The following is a 19,240-nucleotide window of genomic DNA, read 5'->3' on the forward strand; positions in this document are numbered from 1 at the left end:
CTTCACTACTGAATACAACCGGGCTTCGGCAAAATAAAATATGATTCAAATCGACAGCATCCAAAGCGACTCCCCCTCCAATCGGCTGATTACACCCAGCGCCGCCTCACCGAATGAAGAAGTCGTCGAACGCGCGCTGCGCCCGCAACTCCTCGATGAATATGTGGGGCAAGAAAAAGTGCGGGAGCAGCTCGATATTTTTATTGGGGCCGCCCGCAAACGCAAAGAAGCGCTCGACCATGTGCTGCTGTTTGGCCCGCCGGGTCTGGGTAAAACCACATTGGCTCACATCATCGCTCGCGAACTGGGCGTGAATCTCCGCCAGACTTCTGGCCCGGTACTAGAGCGCCCAGGTGATCTGGCGGCCTTACTCACCAACCTCGAAGCCAATGACGTTTTATTTATTGATGAAATCCATCGGCTGTCACCGGTGGTCGAAGAAATTCTCTACCCCGCCCTCGAAGATTATCAAATCGACATCATGATCGGTGAAGGCCCTGCCGCCCGCTCAGTCAAATTAGATTTGCAACCGTTTACCCTCGTCGGCGCGACTACCCGTGCCGGTATGCTCACCAATCCCCTGCGCGATCGTTTTGGGATTGTGGCGCGCCTGGAGTTTTATAATGTCAAAGACATGACGCATATCGTGCAGCGTTCCGCACGCCTGCTGAATGTGGACATGGAAGAAAGCGGCGCGATTGAAATCGCCCGCCGTTCACGCGGCACCCCCCGGATTGCCAATCGCTTACTGCGTCGCGTGCGTGACTATGCCGAAGTCAAAAGTACCGGCACCGTCACCGCCCAGCTCGCCGATGCGGCTTTATCTATGCTCGATGTCGATCAAGCCGGGTTTGATTTAATGGATCGTAAATTACTGGAAGCGATTCTGCATAAGTTTGATGGCGGCCCGGTCGGCGTGGACAACCTCGCCGCCGCGATTGGGGAGGCACGCGATACGATTGAAGACGTGCTCGAACCCTATCTCATTCAACAAGGTTTCTTGCAACGCACGCCACGCGGCCGCATTGCGACGCAAGCAGCGTATCGTCATTTTGGGTTATCAGCGCCAAAAGAGGTGGGTACAAACTCGTTATTTGATACGCCATGACGATCAGTGCGTAAAGTCTCACAGATATTGCTCCACAATCAGACATTGAATCGTAAAGATTCGTAACGCCCACACCGAAAACTGAGTGCACCTGCTTTAAAATGGCAAGATGAATGTAATGTCGCTATTGCCACCTTCGCACTTTAACCACCAGGTCCGTATCTATTTCGAAGACACCGATGCCGGTGGGGTGATTTACCACGCCAGCTATGTGCGCTTTTACGAACGCGCCCGCACCGAATGGTTACGTGCCCAGGGTCATCATCAAACTGAATTATTGGAAGGCCATGATGGTGGAAATGGGAAATTTGGCTTTGTCGTCGTCAAAATGGAGCTAGATTATCTGCGTGCAGGACGATTAGATGATCTGCTGACAATATCCGTTGTGGTGGAAGCTGTTGGCAATGCTTCTGTAACCCTGAAACAAGAAACTTACTGTATTGAATCCGGTGGTAAAGTGCTGGCTGAACCAAGATTGCTGAACCGGGCGCAGGTGAAACTAGTTTATGTAGATTTAATAAAGATGAAGCCGCTAGCGATTGCACAGCCTTTCCGCAGTTTGTTCACTGCCGCGCTGCAAGACACATAACTGAATCACCCCCTGTTGCAAGATACTCATTTCAAGAACGAACACTCATTATTTGGAGCACGCTGTGAACGTATCGCACGACATTTCGATTCTTTCCCTTATTTTGAATGCCAGCTTTGTCGTGCAATGTGTGATGGCGCTGTTATTACTCGTGTCGCTCTGGTCATGGACCTACATATTCCGTAAAAAATTTGGTTTATCCCGCGAAAAACGTCTCACGGATGACTTCGAGCGTAATTTCTGGAGCGGTGGCGACTTATCGGCGCTCTATCAAAAAGCAACCTCTGATCTGCAAAACGCAGGTTCTTTAGAACGGATTTTTGAAGCCGGCATGCGCGAATTTTTGAAAGTCCGCAAGCTCCAAAATACCGATCAAGGAGCCTGTTTAGACGGTGCGCGTCGGGCAATGCGGGCAGCTTATCAGCGTGAGCTGGATGAGATTGAACTGCACTTACCCTTCCTCGCCTCGGTGGGCTCAGTCAGTCCTTATGTCGGTTTGTTTGGTACGGTATGGGGCATCATGCACGCCTTTCGTGGTTTAGCAAATGTGCAGCAAGCGACCTTGGCCAGCGTGGCACCCGGGATCGCGGAAGCACTCGTTGCTACCGCCATTGGTCTATTTGCGGCCATTCCAGCGGTGGTTGCCTACAATCGCTATGCCTCACAAATTGACCGCTTGGCAATTCGTTTTGAAAGTTTTATGGAAGAATTTCTCAATATTCTGCAGCGGCAAAAATAAGGACAGATCACAATGGCAGCTGTGCAAAGAAGCTCCCGCGGTGGCCGTGGCCGGCGCATGATGAATGACATCAATGTGGTTCCTTATATTGATGTCATGCTGGTCTTACTGATTATTTTCATGGTGGCCGCACCCATGATTAATCCGGGTACCGTCGATTTACCCAGTGTTGCAAAATCTACCAGCCCCCAGCGCCCCCCACTCGAAGTGATTCTCAAAAGTAATGGGGATTTATTGTTACGCCAGCGAGATAAAAATGGCCAAAGCCAGGAGCAGCCCATCAACAAAAATGATTTACCCCTGCGAGTCGCCGAACTACAGCGCGAAGATCCTGAGTTGGCGGTCGTGATTGCGGCGGATAAATCAATACGCTACGAACTGGTCATGCAAACCTTAAGCAGCTTACAAAAGCGGCAAATTCAGAAGGTCGGGCTCCTGGTCAACCCAGAGAATGCACCGTAAGCTAAGGTAACGTAGGCTATGTCTGTGAGTTTGACGATTGATACACGGCATCCAATCCAGCGCTCGCAGCGTTGGCAGCTCCGTTCGCTCGGCCTGGCCGTACTGATGCACAGTCTCTTGTTACTGGGGCTATTAATGCATGTTGATTGGCGCAGCAGGCAAACTGAGGCAGTTGAGGCTGAGATCTGGTCTAGCTTGCCTGTCACTGCGGGGCGCCCAGCGCCGCCACCCGAGCCCCCTGTCCCACCGACTCCTCTTGCAAAACCGGTTGAACGGCCAGCACCGGCTATTCAGGAAAAACCGGCTATCGCTTTACCTGAAAAAAAACCACCCCCCCCCGAGAAGACCCCGGTAACTAAGCCGCCTGTACAAACTCCGGCATCGGAATCCAACAAACAAGCCGAGGCCCTGCGCGAAAAATTACGCCAGCAAGAGCTAGATCGTTTGTTTGGTAAAGCCAGTCCGGAAGCGAAGGGAAACGACAGCCAAAGCACAGCCAGCCGGAGCCAAGGGCGCAATGATAATGAGTTTGCCAGTCAAGTACGCGGCTGCATTCGCCCGCACATACGCAAATTAGCCACGCTAAACGGGAACCCCGAAGCACTGTACCGCATCGAATTACTGCCCGATGGCACACACATTGAAGTAAAACTGCTCAAAACGAGCGGACAGCGTACTTGGGATGAAACAGTGGAAAGGGCAATTCGGAATTGTGACCCCTTACCCCGCCCGAAAACAGGGTCGATGCCGCGCCATATAGACATTGGCTTTCGGCCTCTTGATGACAGCACACCCTAGGCCTTATCCGGTATGATTTAGGAATGAAACAACATGAGTAGAACATCTATGCAATTAACGCGACGGCATTATCTACAAGGCGCAGTGGGGCTCGGCGGTTTACTCACTCTGGCTCAACACTCAACGAGCTTGGCGCAGATGCGAATCGACATTCGTGGCACCGGTAATGCACAGATTCCGATCATTATTGCCCCCTTAAATAATGAGGGGAATACAGAGATCAGCAGCTTGATCCGTAATGATTTACAAAACACCGGCGCATTTCGGCTACTGGACATTAGTGCGGACAGCAAACTCACCGAAACGACGCCGCTCGCTTTCGCTGAGTGGCAACGCAGTGGTGCCGATGTACTACTGAGCGGCAGCGTTCAGCGCTTGGCTAACGGCAGTTGGGATATTCGAGTCAGATTGGTGGATTTGGTGAAGCAAACCAGTTTGTTCAACCAAACCTTTACCGCCGATAGCCCACGCTTTGCCGCGCATCGGATCGCTGATCTGATCTACGAACGCCTGCTCGGTGAGCCCGGCATTTTCAGCACTAAAATTGCCTTTGTCACCAAACCAAGTTCAACGAGCTGGGAACTTCGCGTTGCCGATTATGATGGTGCTAACCCAATTGCGGTTTTAGTCTCACGCGAACCCATCTTGTCTCCGGCCTGGTCGCCAGATGGAATGCGCTTGGCCTATGTTTCTTATGAAACCAAGAAACCAGTTATCTATGTTCATTGGATCACCGAAGGGCGACGCTTACCGGTCGCCAACTTCAAAGGCAGCAACAGTGCGCCCGCCTGGTCGCCAGATGGCCGTCAACTCGCGGTTGTCTTGTCCCGCGAAGGATTGCAGCAGGTTTACTTGCTGGGTGCCGATGGGACAAATCTGCGTCGCCTGACGAATTCAAATGGGATTGATACTGACCCATGCTTTTCACCCGATGGGCAGTTTGTCTACTTCACCTCAGACCGTGGCGGCTCGCCGCAAATCTATCGAACCGCTGCGAACGGCGGCGAGACCAGCCGTGTCACGTTCAAGGGCGACTATAATGTCCGTCCAAGGGTCAGCCAGGACGGTAAACGGATGGCTTACATTACCCGGCGCGAGGGATCTTACCGTGCCGCTGTTTACGATATCGAGAGCCAACAAGACATCTGGATCTCAGATTCTAACAATGATGATGCCCCTAGCTTTGCGCCCAACGGTAGAATGTTGGTCTATGAAAACAGTGCGGGGCGCAAAAGTACGCTACTGCGCGCAAGTCTAGACGGCAAGGTGCGGCAGCGTTTACCATTGGATGATGCGCGAGATCCGGCCTGGGGGCCATTGCTCAAATTTTAGTAATATATTGATTAATCACTTTTAGGGAGAAAACCATGTCCACTCAATTCTTGCGTCTCGGCGCGCTTGTATTCGCAGTTAGCTTGCTTAATGCATGCTCATCCGTCAAATTAGACGACAAAAAGGCAGAAGTAAAAGACGCCAACGTCAGCACTGTTAACAGCAGCGGTGCCAATAGTGGCAGCAGCACAGGCAATGCCAATAACAATGTCGTGACAGTCCGTGCCAATCAAGATGGTGGCGCCAAACAACCTGAAGGTCTGCTCGCTAAACGCAGCGTCTATTTTGAGTACGATAGCTATGTCATTAAAGATGAATTTCAAGCAGTGATTCAGGCCCATGCAAAAAATCTCACGGCAAATAAAAATGCCAAAGTCATCATCGAAGGTAACGCGGACGAGCGCGGTAGCCGTGAATATAACTTGGCCTTAGGACAAAAACGGGCTGAAGCTGTGCGTAAAGCGCTAGCCGTCCTGGGCGTGGGTGATAGCCAGCTCGAAGCAATTAGCAATGGTGAAGAGAAGCCCAAAGCCACTGGTAGCGATGAAGCGGCTTGGGCAGAAAATCGGCGTGCTGATATTGTTTACAAATAATCTACTCTGCTCTATCGACGAATTACATGATGCTGAAAACTCACTTATGCCGAGCATGCGTGCTCGGCTTTTTCTTTGTTGCCAGTCACACACACGCCGCTATCTTTGCCGATGACGAAGCCCGAAAAGCCATTTTGCAGCTCCGACAAAGACTGGATACTTTCAATGCCGATCAAAATCAGGAATTGAGTGACATCAAAGCCAGATTACAAAAACTCGAAGAGGGTTTGGAAGCCCGCGCACGCGGTCAGCTCGAAGCAGCCAGACAGACAGACTTATTGCAAAAAGACCTGGCCCAATTTCGGGGCCAATTAGAATTGATCCTCAACGAATTGAGCAAAGCGCAAAAGCAGCAACGCGATTTGTATTCTGATTTAGATAAGCGTATCAGTGCTTTCGAACCAAAGCCGGTTACGATTGATGGCAATACTGCCATGCTTGCCCCAGCCGAAATCAAAGCCTATGAGCAAGCAATCGCCCCCTATCAAACACGCGATTTCAAACAAGCGGCGATCTCCTTGCCCCGTTTTCTAAGTAGCTTTCCGGAAAGCCTCTATGCCCCACAAATTTATCAGTGGCTCGGCAATACCTACTATGCATTACGAGATTGTAAGAACGCGATCACCACACAAGAAAAGCTGGTTCAAACCTACCCCAACAATAGCCGCGTCAGCGATGCGTTGTTAACGATGGGAACATGCCAACTTGATCTGAACGACAAAAAGGCTGCGCGTAAGACCTTTGAGACCATTGTGCGCGATTATCCAACGACACCCGCAGCCGAAACAGCGAAAGAACGGCTGAGCAAATTACCGAAGTAGTAATCGTGAATGCCGCCCCTTCGTCCCCTCAGCGCGCTGTTGTTTTGCTCTCTGGCGGACTTGACTCGACGACCGTGCTGGCGATTGCCCGCGCAGCAGGGTATGACTGTGCCTGCTTGTCCTTTGACTATGGGCAACGCCATCGCGCTGAATTACAGGCGGCCAAGCGAATTGCAAATGCGCTGGGCGCTTATCGGCATCAAGTCGTCCAGCTCGATTTACGGCCATTTGCGGGGTTTGGTGGATCAGCCTTAACGGATGAGAGCATTGCCGTACCAACAGCAGGCTTAAGCAGCGGGATTCCTGTGACCTATGTACCTGCCCGCAACACCATCATGCTCGCCATCGCGCTGGGTTTTGCGGAAGTAAATCAGGCCCAGCATATTTTCTTTGGGGCAAATGCCGTTGATTACTCGGGTTACCCTGACTGCCGACCAGCCTATGTACAAGCGTTTAGTGCGATGGCAAATCTTGCCACCAAAGCGGCGATAGAAGGCCAATTATTAGAAATTCATACGCCAATTATTCATGCCACCAAGGCAGAAATCATTCAACAAGGCCATGCACTGGGTGTTGACTATGGGCTGACCGTATCTTGCTATCAAGCGAATGATGCTGGCGAAGCTTGTGGTGTCTGCGATTCCTGCCGGCTCCGTAAAATTGGCTTTCAACAAGCAGGGTTGGCTGATCCAACACGCTATCAGTCAGCCCAATAAAGACTCGTCTGTCATGTTGAGCCCTAGCGACATTCTCGGTTATGCGGCGGCAACCCTCACGACCTTGGCTTTCTTCCCACAAGCCTGGCACTGCTGGAAAAACCGGGATGTCACGAGCATCTCCTTACCAATGTACTTCGTGTTCTCTTTGGGCGTGGCCTTATGGCTTCTTTATGGCGTGTGCTTGCAATCTTGGCCGATTATCATTGCCAACAGCATCACACTCGTTCTTGCTTGTTTGATTCTGTTTATGAAGATACGCTTTTCAAGCCAGCATGATGCATCGCGTGACAACGCCGCCTAATTTCACACAAACACATGCGGCCACCAAATATGGCAGGCTTGTAGGCGTTTATTTATAAGTTACAAGAGATTGGGGCGAACGATGGGATTCGAACCCACGACAACCGGAATCACAATCCGGGACTCTACCAGCTGAGCTACGTCCGCCACTAAAGAGGGTTGGCCTGCCCGGCAGGAGTCGAACCCGCGACCCTCGGCTTAGAAGGCCGATGCTCTATCCAACTGAGCTACGGGCAGATTTCTACAAGACAGTCAACAAACAGAGGTTTGAGTTGAATACTCAAATAAAAACTGGTCGGGGCGAGACGATTCGAACGTCCGACCACCTGATCCCAAATCAGGTGCGCTACCAGGCTGCGCTACGCCCCGAGAGCTGTGCATTATAGCGCGAAAAAAGCTACTTTAGCAAGCTGTGATTTACGCTTTTGCTGGTGTCAATGCTTTTACCGAGTAAGCCGGTAAGCGCTACATCTAGCCACCAATCGCGCACGCAAAGAAACGTTGAAACAGGTTTAACCAAAACGACCCGTAATGTAATCTTCAGTTTCTTTCTTACTTGGCTTAATAAACATTTGGTCAGTCGCCCCAAACTCGACCAGGTCACCCAAATACATATAAGCCGTGTAGTCGGAGCAGCGCGCCGCCTGTTGCATATTGTGGGTCACGATGGCGACGGTATAATCTTTTTTCAGTTCATGAATCAATTCTTCAATTTTTGAAGTCGAAATGGGATCCAGCGCCGAACAAGGTTCATCCAGTAGTAACACCTCTGGTTTAATCGCAATGCCACGCGCAATGCATAAGCGCTGCTGCTGGCCACCCGATAAACCAAAACCACTTTGATGTAGCTTGTCTTTCACTTCAGTCCACAGCGCGGCTTTGCTCAACGCCCACTCAACGCGTTCATCCATTTCAGCTTTGGTTAAGCGCTCAAACAACTTCACCCCAAACGAGATATTTTCGTAGATCGACATTGGAAATGGCGTTGGCTTTTGAAAAACCATCCCAATTTTGGCGCGGATCAGAGAAACATCGCGCTTACTCGTAATAATGTTTTCACCTTCAAACAGAATTTCGCCTTCAGCGCGTTGCTCTGGATAGAGCGAGTACATCCGATTTAATGTCCGTAGCAAAGTCGACTTGCCGCAACCAGAGGGCCCGATAAAGGCAGTCACTTTTTTCTCGGGAATGTCTAGATTGATATTCTTCAAAGCGTGGAACTTACCGTAATAAAAATTCAAGTTACGTACCTTGAGGGCAATTTTTTGATCTTGCAACAGTTGTGCGGTAGTCATAGTTGGCATAGCAGTCTCTTCTCTTCAGTATGCAATCGATATCCGGCGAGCCGGGTTATTTCATATTTGGCCGCAAAAAGACGCGGGCCACGATGTTCAAAATAAGGACGCTCAAGGTAATCAGGAATACCCCAGCCCAAGCCAAACGCTGCCAGTCTTCAAAGGGGCTCATCGCAAACTTGAAGATGGTTACAGGCAAGTTCGCCATTGGCTCCATGACATCCACACTCCAAAATTGATTATTGAGCGCGGTAAATAACAAGGGCGCAGTTTCTCCTGCAATCCGGGCCAACGCTAACAGGATACCGGTCATCACCCCCGAGCGGGCTGCCCGCAACGTCACACTCAAAATGACTTTATATTTTGGCGTTCCTAGTGCAAAGGCGGCCTCACGTAAGGCAGCAGGAATCAGTTTCAACATATTTTCTGTGGTACGAATGACCACAGGAATCACAATCAGCGCTAACGCCAAAATACCCGCAAAAGCGGAAAAGTTGCCCATCTTGGCGACCACTAGGGCATAAATGAATAAGCCAATAACGATGGACGGCGCAGAGAGCAAAATGTCGTTGATAAAGCGGGTGACAGCACCCAAGCGATTGTGCTGACCATACTCCGCCAAATAGACCCCGGCAAGCACGCCCAGCGGTGCGCCAATGAGTGTCGCGAGCGCAACCATTAAAGCACTACCAAAAATCGCATTGGCTAAGCCCCCTGTTTCAGAACCCGGCGGTGGTGTCATGTCGGTGAATAAACTGAGTGATAACCCGCCCAACCCCAAGGTCAGTGTCGTCACCAAAATCCAGATCAACCAAACCAAGCCGAAGGCCATCGCTAAAATGGAGAGCGTTAGTGCAATCCGGTTGCGCCATACGCGCTGACGGTGAATCGGATTGTTATCGGTAAAGTTTGTGGCTGTCGATTGACTATCCATATCTTCTCGCATCAATTCAGCAGTTTCGTTTAAAAGGGCGCTCATGATTTGCTTCCCTCATTGCGGCTCAAGCGCAATAACAGCAATTTCGATGCCGCTAAAACCAAAGCTGTAATGATAAACAGAATCAGCCCTAATTCCATCAACGCAGCGGTGTGCATGCCGCCTGCTTCTGCAAACTCATTCGCCAATGACGAGGTAATACTATTGGCCGGCTCAAATAAAGAAGCGCTGTTTAATAAATTGGTATTGCCGATGACGAAGGTCACGGCCATTGTTTCGCCAATCGCGCGACCTAAGCCCAGCATAATTCCACCGATTACCCCAACTTTGGTGTATGGCAACACGACCTTCCACATCACTTCCCAAGTCGTTGAGCCCATCCCATAAGCGGCTTCTTTCAGCATGGTTGGCGTGACTTCAAAGACATCACGCATCACTGATGCAATGAAAGGGATGATCATGATCGCGAGAATAACGCCCGCGCACAGCAAGCCAATCCCAACCGGAGGGCCTTGTACTAGCTGACCAATTACAGGCCAGTCGCCGATCATGCGCTGCAGCGGTAACTGCAAGTATTGCGAGAATATCGGCGCAAAAACCAATAAACCCCACATCCCGTAAACAATACTTGGGATGGCGGCAAGCAGCTCGATTGCCGTCCCCAATGGTCGGCGTAGCCAGACCGGAGAAAGCTCAGTGAGAAACAGCGCGATTCCAAAACTAACCGGCACAGCAATAATCAGCGCAATAAGAGAACTGACCAAGGTGCCATAGATCTGTACCAAAGCACCAAATTTTTCCGCTGGCGGATCCCAATCGGTTGTAAACATAAACCCAAGTCCGAATTTCTCGATCGAGGGCCACGCACTCACCACCAGTGAAAAGATAATCCCTGCCAACAAAATCAGCGTCAGGATCGCCGCTGCCCGGGTGACGTTAAAAAATACAACATCAGCGGTTTGGCCAGCAGTTTGCTTAGAGTTCGCCATGACTTTCTCACACATGCCAACGCCCCGAGGAAACTGACGGGGCGTTGTATCTTGTTATAACAATCTTTACTACAGCAATGCGGACTTATTTGCTACTGAATAAGGCTTTGCCTGCACCATCTTTCACACTGCTGCTCCACTGTGCGCGTACCAAGTTAGCGACGTTTTCTGGCATGGGAACGTAATCCAACTCTTCTGCCATTTTGTCGCCATTTTTGTAGGCCCAATCAAAGAACTTTAACACTTCAGCACCTTGCTGAGCTTTTTCCTGATTTTTGTAGAGCAAAATAAAGGTGGCACCCGTGATTGGCCATGCGTCCTTACCAGCCTGATCAGTCAGAATTTGTGCAAACGACTCATTCCACTTGGCACCTGCTGCGGCCGCTTTAAACGTTAAATCATCCGGTGCAACATAGTTACCTGCTTTGTTTTGCAACAGCGCAAAGGTCAGTTTATTTTTCTTGGCGTAGGAATACTCAACATAGCCAATCGAAGCTGGAATACGCTGAATAAATGCAGCAACCCCTTCATTGCCTTTGCCACCGAGACCGACGGGCCAATTCACCGTTGCACCTTCACCAACGCGCTGCTTCCAGTCTGCACTAATTTTGCTCAGGTAATTTGTGAAAATAAAGGTGGTACCAGAACCATCAGCACGACGTACTACAGAAATGTTCTGATCAGGCAGCTTCACACTGGGATTCAGATCGGTCAATGCCTTGTCGTTCCACTTCGTGATTTTGCCCAAATAAATATCAGCCAAGATAGCAGGCGTCATGCGAATTTGACCGGGCTGAACACCCGCCAAGTTCATGACAGGCACCACGCCCCCCATTGCCATCGGGAACTGAATCATGCCGTCTTTATCCAGTTCATCTTGCTTGAGCGGGGCATCTGAGGCACCAAAATCGACAGTTTTCGCTTTGATCTGGCGAATGCCGCCGCTTGATCCAATCGATTGATAGTTGAGCTTAACGCCAGTTGCTTTCTGATAGGCATCGGCCCACTTTGCGTATAGCGGTGCCGGAAAACTGGCACCCGCACCCGTAATTTCTGTTGCCTGAGCAACCGCCAACATACCACCCAAGACTGTTGCGGCTAACAACTTGACTCGCAGAGCTTTCATGTACATCCTTTCAAAATTAGCTGCGTCTTGTGATTCAAACAGATCGAAACTTGCGCAGTTAAAACAAATACACCTAAGCGATAACAGGACGCATTCTAAGAAGCGATTATGACAACACTATGACAAGTCGCTTTCTATTTCTTGCTTTTATGCCCCTGCAGTAGCCTGATCGGAGACGGGTCACGAAGCATTCATATTTTTGTCATATATCTCCAGTAATCTGGGCGAGCTTTTTATCAGCAACCTCGTACGGAGAAAATATGAAACGCCTATCTATTCAACAAGTTTTCGCAAAATTATCGCTGGTCGTTGGTGCCGGCCTACTCGCAGCAGGTTGTGCGACTGGCCCTGACAACACCCCCAAAAATCTCGTTGATACCGCCGCCAGTGCTGGTCAATTTAATATTCTTAGCCAAGCAATCAAACAAGCCGGCTTGGAAGAAACGCTCAAAGGAACCGGGCCCTTTACCGTTTTCGCGCCAACAGACGCCGCATTTAACAAGATTCCTAAAGCCCAACTCGACAAATTGTTGGCAGACAAAGAAGCCCTGAAAAATGTGCTCACCTTCCATGTATTGCCAGGGAAAGTAATGAGCAAAGCCGTTACTAATGCCAGCGTTAAAACGGTCAATGGTGCCAATGTTACCGTCTCACGTTCAGGTGACTTTGTAGGCTACGATGACGCCCTAGTCACCAAGGCTGACATTGAAGCAACTAATGGCGTGATCCATGTCATTGATACCGTTGTCATGCCACCCCGCCGCTAAATTAGACATTTGGCCCTGCCCCGCTCAGGACAGAAGCCACTCCAGATAGGCTTAATAGGCTGACAAGCCATGCTTGAACGGCCTATTTTTAAGCCCTATATTTTGATATTATTAGAAATATTGAAATTTAGACCATTGGATAAAAATGAATGATGCCGCTGCCGTCACCGCACTGAGCGCACTCGCACAGCACCACCGACTGGCCATTTTTCGCCTGCTGGTGGTCGCAGGACAAAATGGCATGCTGGCCGGTGAGCTGGCAAAAGCGGTTGACTGTGCCCCCAGTGCCCTTTCTTTTCATGCGAAGACGCTATTGCAAGCGGGGCTCATCCAACAAGATATTCAAGGACGTCATGTGCGCTACCAAGTTGCCCTAGCGCACATGCAGAGCTTGCTGACCTACCTCACCGAAAACTGCTGTGGCGGTAGCAGTTGCGATGCTGCTGTCCCCTCTGTTTGTTGCCCCACCCCAGAAAAAACTTAAGGGAGAATATCCATGAAACGCTTACATATTCATGTCGCTGTGGCCGATTTACAGCAAAGTATTGGCTTTTACTCCGCGCTCTTTGCCAGTGAGCCCAGCCAGGTTGAGGCAGATTACGCCAAGTGGATGCTCGATGACCCACGCGTGAACTTTGCCATTTCTCAACGCGGGCAAACCCCCGGTTTAGACCATTTAGGTATTCAGGCGGAAAACGCCGGCGAGCTAAACGAATTAGAGCAACGCATTACACAGGCGGCCCTGCCCCATCTCGCGCAAACGAATAGCCAGTGCTGTTATGCGGAATCGAATAAACATTGGAGCGTGGATCCCAGCGGCATCGCGTGGGAAACCTTTCACACCCTCAATCAAATCCCTACATACGGTGCACAGGGCCGTGACCCTGCGGAAACTACTACCGCCTGCGCAACTGAAGGAAATGCAGCGTCCTCGTCCCCATCTAGCTGCTGCGCTCCCGCTGCTAACCCAGTAGCCAAGGTCGGCTTGCCCCAGCTTAGCACCCAGCGCGCGGGGAACTGCGGCAGCACATCCAATTCCACTAACGGCGCTCGTTGCTGTTAAGTAACACGGACTCTATTTTTAGGAAATATCATGAACGTTCTTATGCTCTGCACCGGCAACTCTTGCCGCTCTATTTTGGCCGAAGCCACCTTCAATCACCTCGCCCCTGCTGGGTGGCGCGCCCTCAGCGCGGGCAGCAAACCCACTGGTCAGGTGCATCCCCGCGCCTTGGCCCTACTCGCACGCGAAGGCATTAGCACCGAGGGCTATCACAGCAAATCCTGGGATAACTTACCTGTCATTCCCAATATTGTGCTCACGCTCTGCGCTAGCGCGGCAGGCGAAACATGTCCTGTTTATCTGGGACCAGTCATGCGCGCTCACTGGGGCGTGGCCGACCCCGCCCACGCCACCGGTACTGATGCCGAAATTGATGCAGCCTTTATGACGGCTTACCGAATTATTCGTGCCCGCATTGAAGCCTTCTTTGCCCTACCCTTGGCCGAGTTAGTCGAAGACAAAGCACAACTCAAGGCCGAGCTGGATCGCATTGGCCAATCATTTGCTGATTGAAAGAGGACGCCGCATGTCACGTTCGAATTCTGTTCACTATCCAGCCTATCTTAGCGAAACGCTCGGCACACTCATTCTCCTCGCGGTGGTGGTTGGCTCCGGCATCATGGGTGAACAACTCGCCCAAGGCAATACCGCCGTGGCACTGCTGGCGAACAGCCTCGCCACCGGCTGCGCCCTGTTTGTGTTGATTACCTTATTCGGCCCCCTCTCCGGCGCGCATTTCAACCCCGTGGTGACCTTACTGAGTGCCTGGCAAAAACAACTTACGTGGTCACAGGTGCCGGGCTATCTGATCGGCCAAGTAGTGGGCGCATTGCTGGGTGTGGCGCTGGCGCATGGCATGTTTGATTTGGCATTGATTCAGCAGTCCACGCATATCCGTACCGGCGGCCCCCAATGGTTGGGCGAAATCACGGCCACCGCCGGTTTAATCCTCGTCATTCAATGCATCGCCACACGTGGCAAACTGGAACTCACCGCTGCCTGCGTCGCGCTTTACATCACTGCGGCGTATTGGTTTACCTCATCTACCTCGTTTGCCAACCCCGCCGTCACGCTAGCACGTAGCTTCACCAATACCTTTGCCGGGATTGCCCCGAGTGATGTGGCGGGGTTTGTGATGGCGCAGCTCATTGGCGCAGGTGTCGGCGGGGGGTTAGCTCGTTGCCTACACGGTGGCAAGCAGTAATCGCATTAGCATTTTAGTCCTACGTAAGCATTAATACTTTCACCATTCGCCATGGTAATGGATAGCGGCGAGAGTAACCCAGCGAGTGTCTGGATGAGATATTGCCTAACCCGCGCACGCGCCGCAGCGCCCGTAGAGGATGACCTCATGGTCTTCTACCAAGAAACCAGAAGGTGCTAATTGCTCCATATTTCCTAAGCAGGACTCAAGATCAAAGACTCGCTCACACTGACGACATTGAAAGTGGTGGTGGTGGGTGCTATTCGCAGGTTCATAACGTGGGTTTTGCCCAGGCAGGTGAACCACTTTGAGCAGTCCTTCCTCATAGAGTCCTTTTATGTTTCTATACACAGTGGCCAGTGATAGACGCGGCACTGTTACCGAGGCCATCAATAGGACTTCCTGCGCCAGTAGCGGCCGCTGCGCATCAACAATCACATCCAAAATAGCCTGACGTTGTCGGGTCTTGCGTTCCATAGCGATTCAAGGTTGGTTTGCCGTAGGACTAACAGTACCTAGATTATACGATTGTGCCAACTTCTTATTGAGAATACAATACTATTAGTAAAAAAGGAGATATCAAGCCATGCAATCGACAACGCGCTTGCCAGTGACCGTCCTTTCTGGGTTCTTGGGGGCCGGGAAAACCACGTTACTCAACCATATCCTAAACAATCGTGAGGGAAGACGTGTCGCCGTCATTGTGAATGACATGTCCGAAGTCAATATTGATGCAGCCCTCGTGCGTGAGGGCGGTGCGGAGCTATCCCGCACCGAGGAAAAGTTGGTCGAAATGAGTAATGGCTGTATTTGCTGCACACTCCGCGAAGATCTCTTGTTGGAGGTCGAGCGCCTCGCCAAAGAGGTGCGTTTTGATTATCTGGTGATTGAATCCACCGGTATTTCTGAACCGCTACCAGTGGCTGAAACTTTTACGTTTGAAGGCGAGGACGGTCGCAGCCTGAGTCATGTCGCCCAGTTAGACACCATGGTTACCGTGGTCGATTCATTCAATTTTTTAAAGGACTACAGCTCACGCGATAGTTTGCAAGGGCGTGGAGAGTCACTCGGGGAAGAGGATCAGCGAACGGTGGTTGATCTGCTGATTGAGCAGATCGAGTTCTGCGATGTTATCGTACTGAACAAATTAGACCTCATTAACACCGTTGAACGTGAGCAACTGACGGGCATCCTGAAGAGCCTCAATCCTCGCGCACGAATTGAGCTTGCTTCGTTTGGGCAAGTTCCGCTTGATAAAGTATTGGCTACCGGCCTGTTCGATTTTGAGCAAGCGTCACAAGCCCCCGGCTGGCTTAAAGAAATGCGCGGTGAGCATGTGCCGGAAACCCAAGAATATGGAATCACCAGCTTCGTTTACCGTGCTCGCCGGCCATTTCATCCGACCCGTTTCAAGCAGTGGGTGGATAGCGAGTGGCCAGGAGTCGTGCGATCTAAGGGCTATTTTTGGTTAGCCAGTCATCCTACCTTAGCAGGTTCATGGTCACAGGCAGGGGCCGTAGCAAGGCATGAGCCTGCAGGCTATTGGTGGGCTGCTGTACCAAAAGAAAAATGGCCGGCTGATTCAGAGGCTGTCAACCTTATTCTACAAAAATGGCACCAAGACGTCGGCGATGCCCGACAAGAAATCGTCCTGATTGGTATGGCAATGGATGAAGCCGCGTTACGAGCCCAATTTGATGCTTGTTTATTGACTGATGCGGAAATGAAGCAAGGACCTGCCACCTGGTCTACATGGCCTAATCTGCTGCCAGGCTGGCCAAACTAGGATAGCACTGTCACCACATTGCCCCTCACCAACATAAGAAAAGGCATCATGAACCTCATTCCCGTCACCCTCATTACCGGCTTTCTCGGTAGTGGCAAAACGACTTTGCTCAACCATTTGGTTTGTCAGCCCGAACTGGCCGATAGCTTGGTCATTATCAATGAGTTTGGCGAAATGGCTTTGGACCATATGCTGGTCGCACATAGCACTGAGAATTTGATCATGGAGATGAGCAGCGGTTGTCTATGCTGCACCATTCGCCATGATTTAGTAAAAACATTACGCGATATCACTTGGCGCTTTGCGCGGAATGGCCAACGCCAATTTCAGCGGGTGATCATAGAAACGACGGGGTTGGCTGACCCAGCCCCGATTATTCATACCCTAATGAGTCATCCGGAAATTCTTTCGAAGTATCGGCTTGATGGGATTGTGACCACAATAGATTTAGCCACCGGTATGAATACCCTGGATCAGCACCAGGAAGCCATCAAGCAAGCGGCAGTCGCCGATGCGCTCCTATTGACCAAAGCAGACTTGGCCAGCGAGGTGCAACGTCATGCCCTGCTCCAACGACTGAACAGTATCAATCCCGCTGCTACTCGTTGGGAAGTGACAAACGGTGAAATCAGTGCTCAGCATGTGCTCAATCTCGGTTTGTTCGCCACAACCGACAAAACGCCCGATGTGCAACGCTGGCTCAACGAAGAGGCTTATGCTGCGGGCGCAGATTCGCATGCACATCATCACAACCACGATCATAACCACGATGTAAACCGCCACGACGACAGAATCCACGCTTTCTGTTATTCGTTTGCAGAACCGATTTCTGACGAGGTGCTAACAGCCTGGCTTGAAACAATGACGGCTTTTGTAGGCAGCAATATTCTGCGCGTCAAAGGAATACTCAATATAGAAGGGAATCCCCGCCCGGTGGTGATTCATGGTGTGCAACACATTTTTCATCCACCGGTCACCTTACCTGCTTGGCCGAGCGAAGACCGTCATTCGCGCTTGGTATTCATTACCCAAGAGGTAGGGCGAGCCATGATTGAAAAAACCTTTGCGCCTTTTCGTCAAATCCAACCAAAACCGCAAGAAACCATCGCATGACCCCTTCAATCATCCTGCACAACACACTGACACGCAAAAAAGAACCGCTGCGAACCGAACAGCCAGAGCGCGTTACATTGTATGTGTGTGGCCCCACCGTTTATAACTACGCGCATATTGGCAATGCCAGGCCTGCCGTGGTGTTTGATGTACTTTCGACTTTACTACGTCAACAGTATTCTCAAGTGGTATATGTGCGTAATTTCACCGACGTAGACGATAAAATCAATGCAGCTGCTCGCGCTGCGGGCGTAGCGATTGGGACCATCACAGAACGTTACATCAATGCGTATCACGAAGACATGTATGCGCTTGGCGTATTAACACCGGACATAGAGCCACGCGTCACGGAACACATCCCCAGCATCATTCAACTGATTCAGACCTTGATCGAAAAAGGCCATGCCTATGTGGAACAGGCACATGTGCTGTTCCATGTACCCTCTTTCCCCGCCTACGGTCAGCTTTCGGGGCGGCGCACTGAGGATATGATCGCGGGGGCGCGGGTGGAAGTGGCGCCATATAAGCGTGACCCGATGGATTTCGTACTCTGGAAACCATCAAGCCCTGATCTCCCAGGCTGGGATAGCCCCTGGGGGCGGGGCCGTCCTGGGTGGCACATCGAATGCTCGGCCATGATTAGCCAGCACCTAGGACATACCATCGACATTCATGGTGGCGGGCAGGATCTGATCTTTCCGCATCACGAGAATGAAATCGCCCAAGGCACCTGCGCTCACGGTACGCCCTATTGCCGTACTTGGGTCCACAATAGTTTTGTCACCGTGGATGGGCAGAAGATGTCCAAATCTCTCGGCAACGTCTTGCTGGTACGCGATCTATTGGCTCAGGCTCCTGGAGAAGCGATTCGCTTAGCGCTGCTCTCAACCCACTACCGCAAACCGTTAGATTGGAATGCGCAACGCTTACAAGGTGCAAAAGATACCCTGATCAAGTATTACGAGAGCTTGAATAAGGTGAGGCACATTGATGTCATACCGCAGACCCAGCCCGACGAACGGGTCCTAGAAGCACTGTGCAGCGACCTAAATCTGCCCGGCGCACTGGTGCGACTACACGTGTTGCTAGCGCAACTGAATCATGCAGAAACCGATACCCAGCGGGCACACGCTAAGTCTGTGCTGCTGGCGTCTGCTGGGATGCTGGGGCTGTTGCAACAGCCCCCCTTGGAGGCCCTGGCAACACTGCGTCCAGAAACTGCGAAGAGACCAGTATCGCCGATCGATGAAACCATGATTAATGGCTTATTGGCTGAACGCGCGGCTGCACGTTTAAATCGAGACTTTGTCAAATCTGATGCCTTGCGCGACACGCTAGCAGAAGCAGGCTTTATGGTTGAAGACAGCGCTCAAGGACAAGTATTGCGAGCCCTCACCAAAGAATAATGAGGTGAAATCACAGCACGTTATGGCTGACTTTAGGTAAAGACTGCGATTTGCTGAATCTAGTAGAGAGGAACCTCTATCACTTCAGTCAGC

At 51.1% G+C, this 19,240-nt stretch carries 23 protein-coding genes and 3 tRNA genes; 18 read left to right on the forward strand and 8 right to left on the reverse strand.

Translation table 11 applies throughout. From position 1 onward, the window contains the following. Positions 1–40 precede the first annotated feature (40 nt). From ruvB to DU000_RS04535, 10 genes are all read left to right on the forward strand, one after another. Positions 41–1,108: a Holliday junction branch migration DNA helicase RuvB gene (gene ruvB, locus DU000_RS04490; RefSeq protein WP_114402189.1), complete on the forward strand. Its 1,068-nt coding sequence runs from the start codon at positions 41–43 to the stop codon at positions 1,106–1,108. Positions 1,109–1,226: 118 nt separating this feature from the next. Then, positions 1,227–1,697: a YbgC/FadM family acyl-CoA thioesterase gene (locus DU000_RS04495; protein ID WP_114402190.1), complete on the forward strand. Its 471-nt coding sequence runs from the start codon at positions 1,227–1,229 to the stop codon at positions 1,695–1,697. 64 nt (positions 1,698–1,761) lie between these two features. After that, complete coding sequence (tolQ, locus tag DU000_RS04500; RefSeq protein ID WP_114402191.1) at positions 1,762–2,436, forward strand: protein TolQ; 675 nt, start codon at positions 1,762–1,764, stop codon at positions 2,434–2,436. A 12-nt stretch (positions 2,437–2,448) separates the two neighbouring features. Then, the gene (locus DU000_RS04505) at positions 2,449–2,898 is read left to right on the forward strand and encodes an ExbD/TolR family protein (protein WP_114402192.1); all 450 of its coding nucleotides are present in this window, start codon (positions 2,449–2,451) and stop codon (positions 2,896–2,898) included. A gap of 18 nt (positions 2,899–2,916) precedes the next feature. Beyond that, positions 2,917–3,696 (forward strand): energy transducer TonB, encoded by a 780-nt coding sequence (locus DU000_RS04510; RefSeq protein ID WP_114402193.1) that lies wholly within the window; start codon positions 2,917–2,919, stop codon positions 3,694–3,696. Between the two features lie 33 nt (positions 3,697–3,729). Further along, positions 3,730–5,028 (forward strand): Tol-Pal system beta propeller repeat protein TolB, encoded by a 1,299-nt coding sequence (gene tolB / locus DU000_RS04515; RefSeq protein WP_114402194.1) that lies wholly within the window; start codon positions 3,730–3,732, stop codon positions 5,026–5,028. 35 nt (positions 5,029–5,063) lie between these two features. Next, positions 5,064–5,621 carry a peptidoglycan-associated lipoprotein Pal gene (gene pal / locus DU000_RS04520; protein WP_114402195.1) on the forward strand — a complete coding sequence of 186 codons (558 nt, stop codon included), beginning with the start codon at positions 5,064–5,066 and terminating at the stop codon, positions 5,619–5,621. 26 nt (positions 5,622–5,647) lie between these two features. Further along, the gene (gene ybgF, locus DU000_RS04525) at positions 5,648–6,442 is read left to right on the forward strand and encodes a tol-pal system protein YbgF (protein ID WP_114402196.1); all 795 of its coding nucleotides are present in this window, start codon (positions 5,648–5,650) and stop codon (positions 6,440–6,442) included. A gap of 5 nt (positions 6,443–6,447) precedes the next feature. Continuing rightward, positions 6,448–7,158, forward strand: coding sequence for a 7-cyano-7-deazaguanine synthase QueC (gene queC / locus DU000_RS04530; protein WP_114402197.1), 711 nt, complete (start codon positions 6,448–6,450; stop codon positions 7,156–7,158). A gap of 13 nt (positions 7,159–7,171) precedes the next feature. Beyond that, the gene (locus DU000_RS04535) at positions 7,172–7,462 is read left to right on the forward strand and encodes a SemiSWEET transporter (RefSeq protein ID WP_114402198.1); all 291 of its coding nucleotides are present in this window, start codon (positions 7,172–7,174) and stop codon (positions 7,460–7,462) included. A 70-nt stretch (positions 7,463–7,532) separates the two neighbouring features. On the opposite strand, the gene DU000_RS04540 is transcribed toward DU000_RS04535, so the two are convergent. From DU000_RS04540 to pstS, 7 genes are all read right to left on the reverse strand, one after another. Beyond that, positions 7,533–7,608, reverse strand: a tRNA-His gene (locus DU000_RS04540). Between the two features lie 13 nt (positions 7,609–7,621). Next, positions 7,622–7,698: transfer RNA gene (locus tag DU000_RS04545), tRNA-Arg, on the reverse strand. Between the two features lie 55 nt (positions 7,699–7,753). Beyond that, positions 7,754–7,830 (reverse strand) — tRNA-Pro (locus DU000_RS04550). Positions 7,831–7,973: 143 nt separating this feature from the next. Next, complete coding sequence (pstB, locus tag DU000_RS04555; RefSeq protein ID WP_240001800.1) at positions 7,974–8,765, reverse strand: phosphate ABC transporter ATP-binding protein PstB; 792 nt, start codon at positions 8,763–8,765, stop codon at positions 7,974–7,976. Between the two features lie 46 nt (positions 8,766–8,811). Beyond that, positions 8,812–9,735 (reverse strand): phosphate ABC transporter permease PstA, encoded by a 924-nt coding sequence (gene pstA / locus DU000_RS04560; protein WP_420812104.1) that lies wholly within the window; start codon positions 9,733–9,735, stop codon positions 8,812–8,814. Then, positions 9,732–10,682: a phosphate ABC transporter permease PstC gene (gene pstC / locus DU000_RS04565; protein WP_240001801.1), complete on the reverse strand. Its 951-nt coding sequence runs from the start codon at positions 10,680–10,682 to the stop codon at positions 9,732–9,734. The genes pstA and pstC overlap by 4 nt, the downstream gene beginning before the upstream one ends. Positions 10,683–10,767: 85 nt before the next feature. Further along, positions 10,768–11,808, reverse strand: coding sequence for a phosphate ABC transporter substrate-binding protein PstS (gene pstS, locus DU000_RS04570; protein ID WP_114402200.1), 1,041 nt, complete (start codon positions 11,806–11,808; stop codon positions 10,768–10,770). Between the two features lie 260 nt (positions 11,809–12,068). Here pstS and DU000_RS04575 point away from each other — a divergent pair, with 260 nt between their 5' ends. From DU000_RS04575 to DU000_RS04595, 5 genes are all read left to right on the forward strand, one after another. Beyond that, the gene (locus DU000_RS04575; RefSeq protein WP_114402201.1) at positions 12,069–12,575 is read left to right on the forward strand and encodes a fasciclin domain-containing protein; all 507 of its coding nucleotides are present in this window, start codon (positions 12,069–12,071) and stop codon (positions 12,573–12,575) included. A gap of 145 nt (positions 12,576–12,720) precedes the next feature. Next, positions 12,721–13,059 (forward strand): ArsR/SmtB family transcription factor, encoded by a 339-nt coding sequence (locus DU000_RS04580; RefSeq protein WP_114402202.1) that lies wholly within the window; start codon positions 12,721–12,723, stop codon positions 13,057–13,059. A 12-nt stretch (positions 13,060–13,071) separates the two neighbouring features. Continuing rightward, complete coding sequence (locus DU000_RS04585) at positions 13,072–13,638, forward strand: ArsI/CadI family heavy metal resistance metalloenzyme (protein ID WP_205074015.1); 567 nt, start codon at positions 13,072–13,074, stop codon at positions 13,636–13,638. A 30-nt stretch (positions 13,639–13,668) separates the two neighbouring features. After that, a complete protein-coding gene (locus DU000_RS04590) occupies positions 13,669–14,151 on the forward strand; it encodes an arsenate reductase ArsC (protein WP_114402203.1) in 483 nt (160 codons plus the stop codon). A 13-nt stretch (positions 14,152–14,164) separates the two neighbouring features. Next, positions 14,165–14,842: an aquaporin gene (locus DU000_RS04595; protein ID WP_114402204.1), complete on the forward strand. Its 678-nt coding sequence runs from the start codon at positions 14,165–14,167 to the stop codon at positions 14,840–14,842. A gap of 105 nt (positions 14,843–14,947) precedes the next feature. On the opposite strand, the gene DU000_RS04600 is transcribed toward DU000_RS04595, so the two are convergent. Then, positions 14,948–15,319 carry a Fur family transcriptional regulator gene (locus DU000_RS04600; protein WP_114402205.1) on the reverse strand — a complete coding sequence of 124 codons (372 nt, stop codon included), beginning with the start codon at positions 15,317–15,319 and terminating at the stop codon, positions 14,948–14,950. Positions 15,320–15,428: 109 nt separating this feature from the next. Between DU000_RS04600 and zigA the strand changes: the two genes are divergently transcribed. From zigA to cysS, 3 genes are read left to right on the forward strand one after another with little or no spacing between them, the layout of a single operon-like run. Next, a complete protein-coding gene (gene zigA, locus DU000_RS04605) occupies positions 15,429–16,628 on the forward strand; it encodes a zinc metallochaperone GTPase ZigA (protein ID WP_114402206.1) in 1,200 nt (399 codons plus the stop codon). 48 nt (positions 16,629–16,676) lie between these two features. After that, a complete protein-coding gene (locus DU000_RS04610; RefSeq protein WP_114402207.1) occupies positions 16,677–17,741 on the forward strand; it encodes a CobW family GTP-binding protein in 1,065 nt (354 codons plus the stop codon). Continuing rightward, positions 17,738–19,147, forward strand: coding sequence for a cysteine--tRNA ligase (gene cysS, locus DU000_RS04615; RefSeq protein WP_114402208.1), 1,410 nt, complete (start codon positions 17,738–17,740; stop codon positions 19,145–19,147). Before DU000_RS04610 ends, cysS begins: the two co-directional genes overlap by 4 nt. The last annotated feature ends 93 nt before the right edge of the window (positions 19,148–19,240 follow it).

Origin of the sequence: Parvibium lacunae (assembly GCF_003335215.1) — a bacterium.
Classification (GTDB): domain Bacteria; phylum Pseudomonadota; class Gammaproteobacteria; order Burkholderiales; family Burkholderiaceae_D; genus Parvibium; species Parvibium lacunae.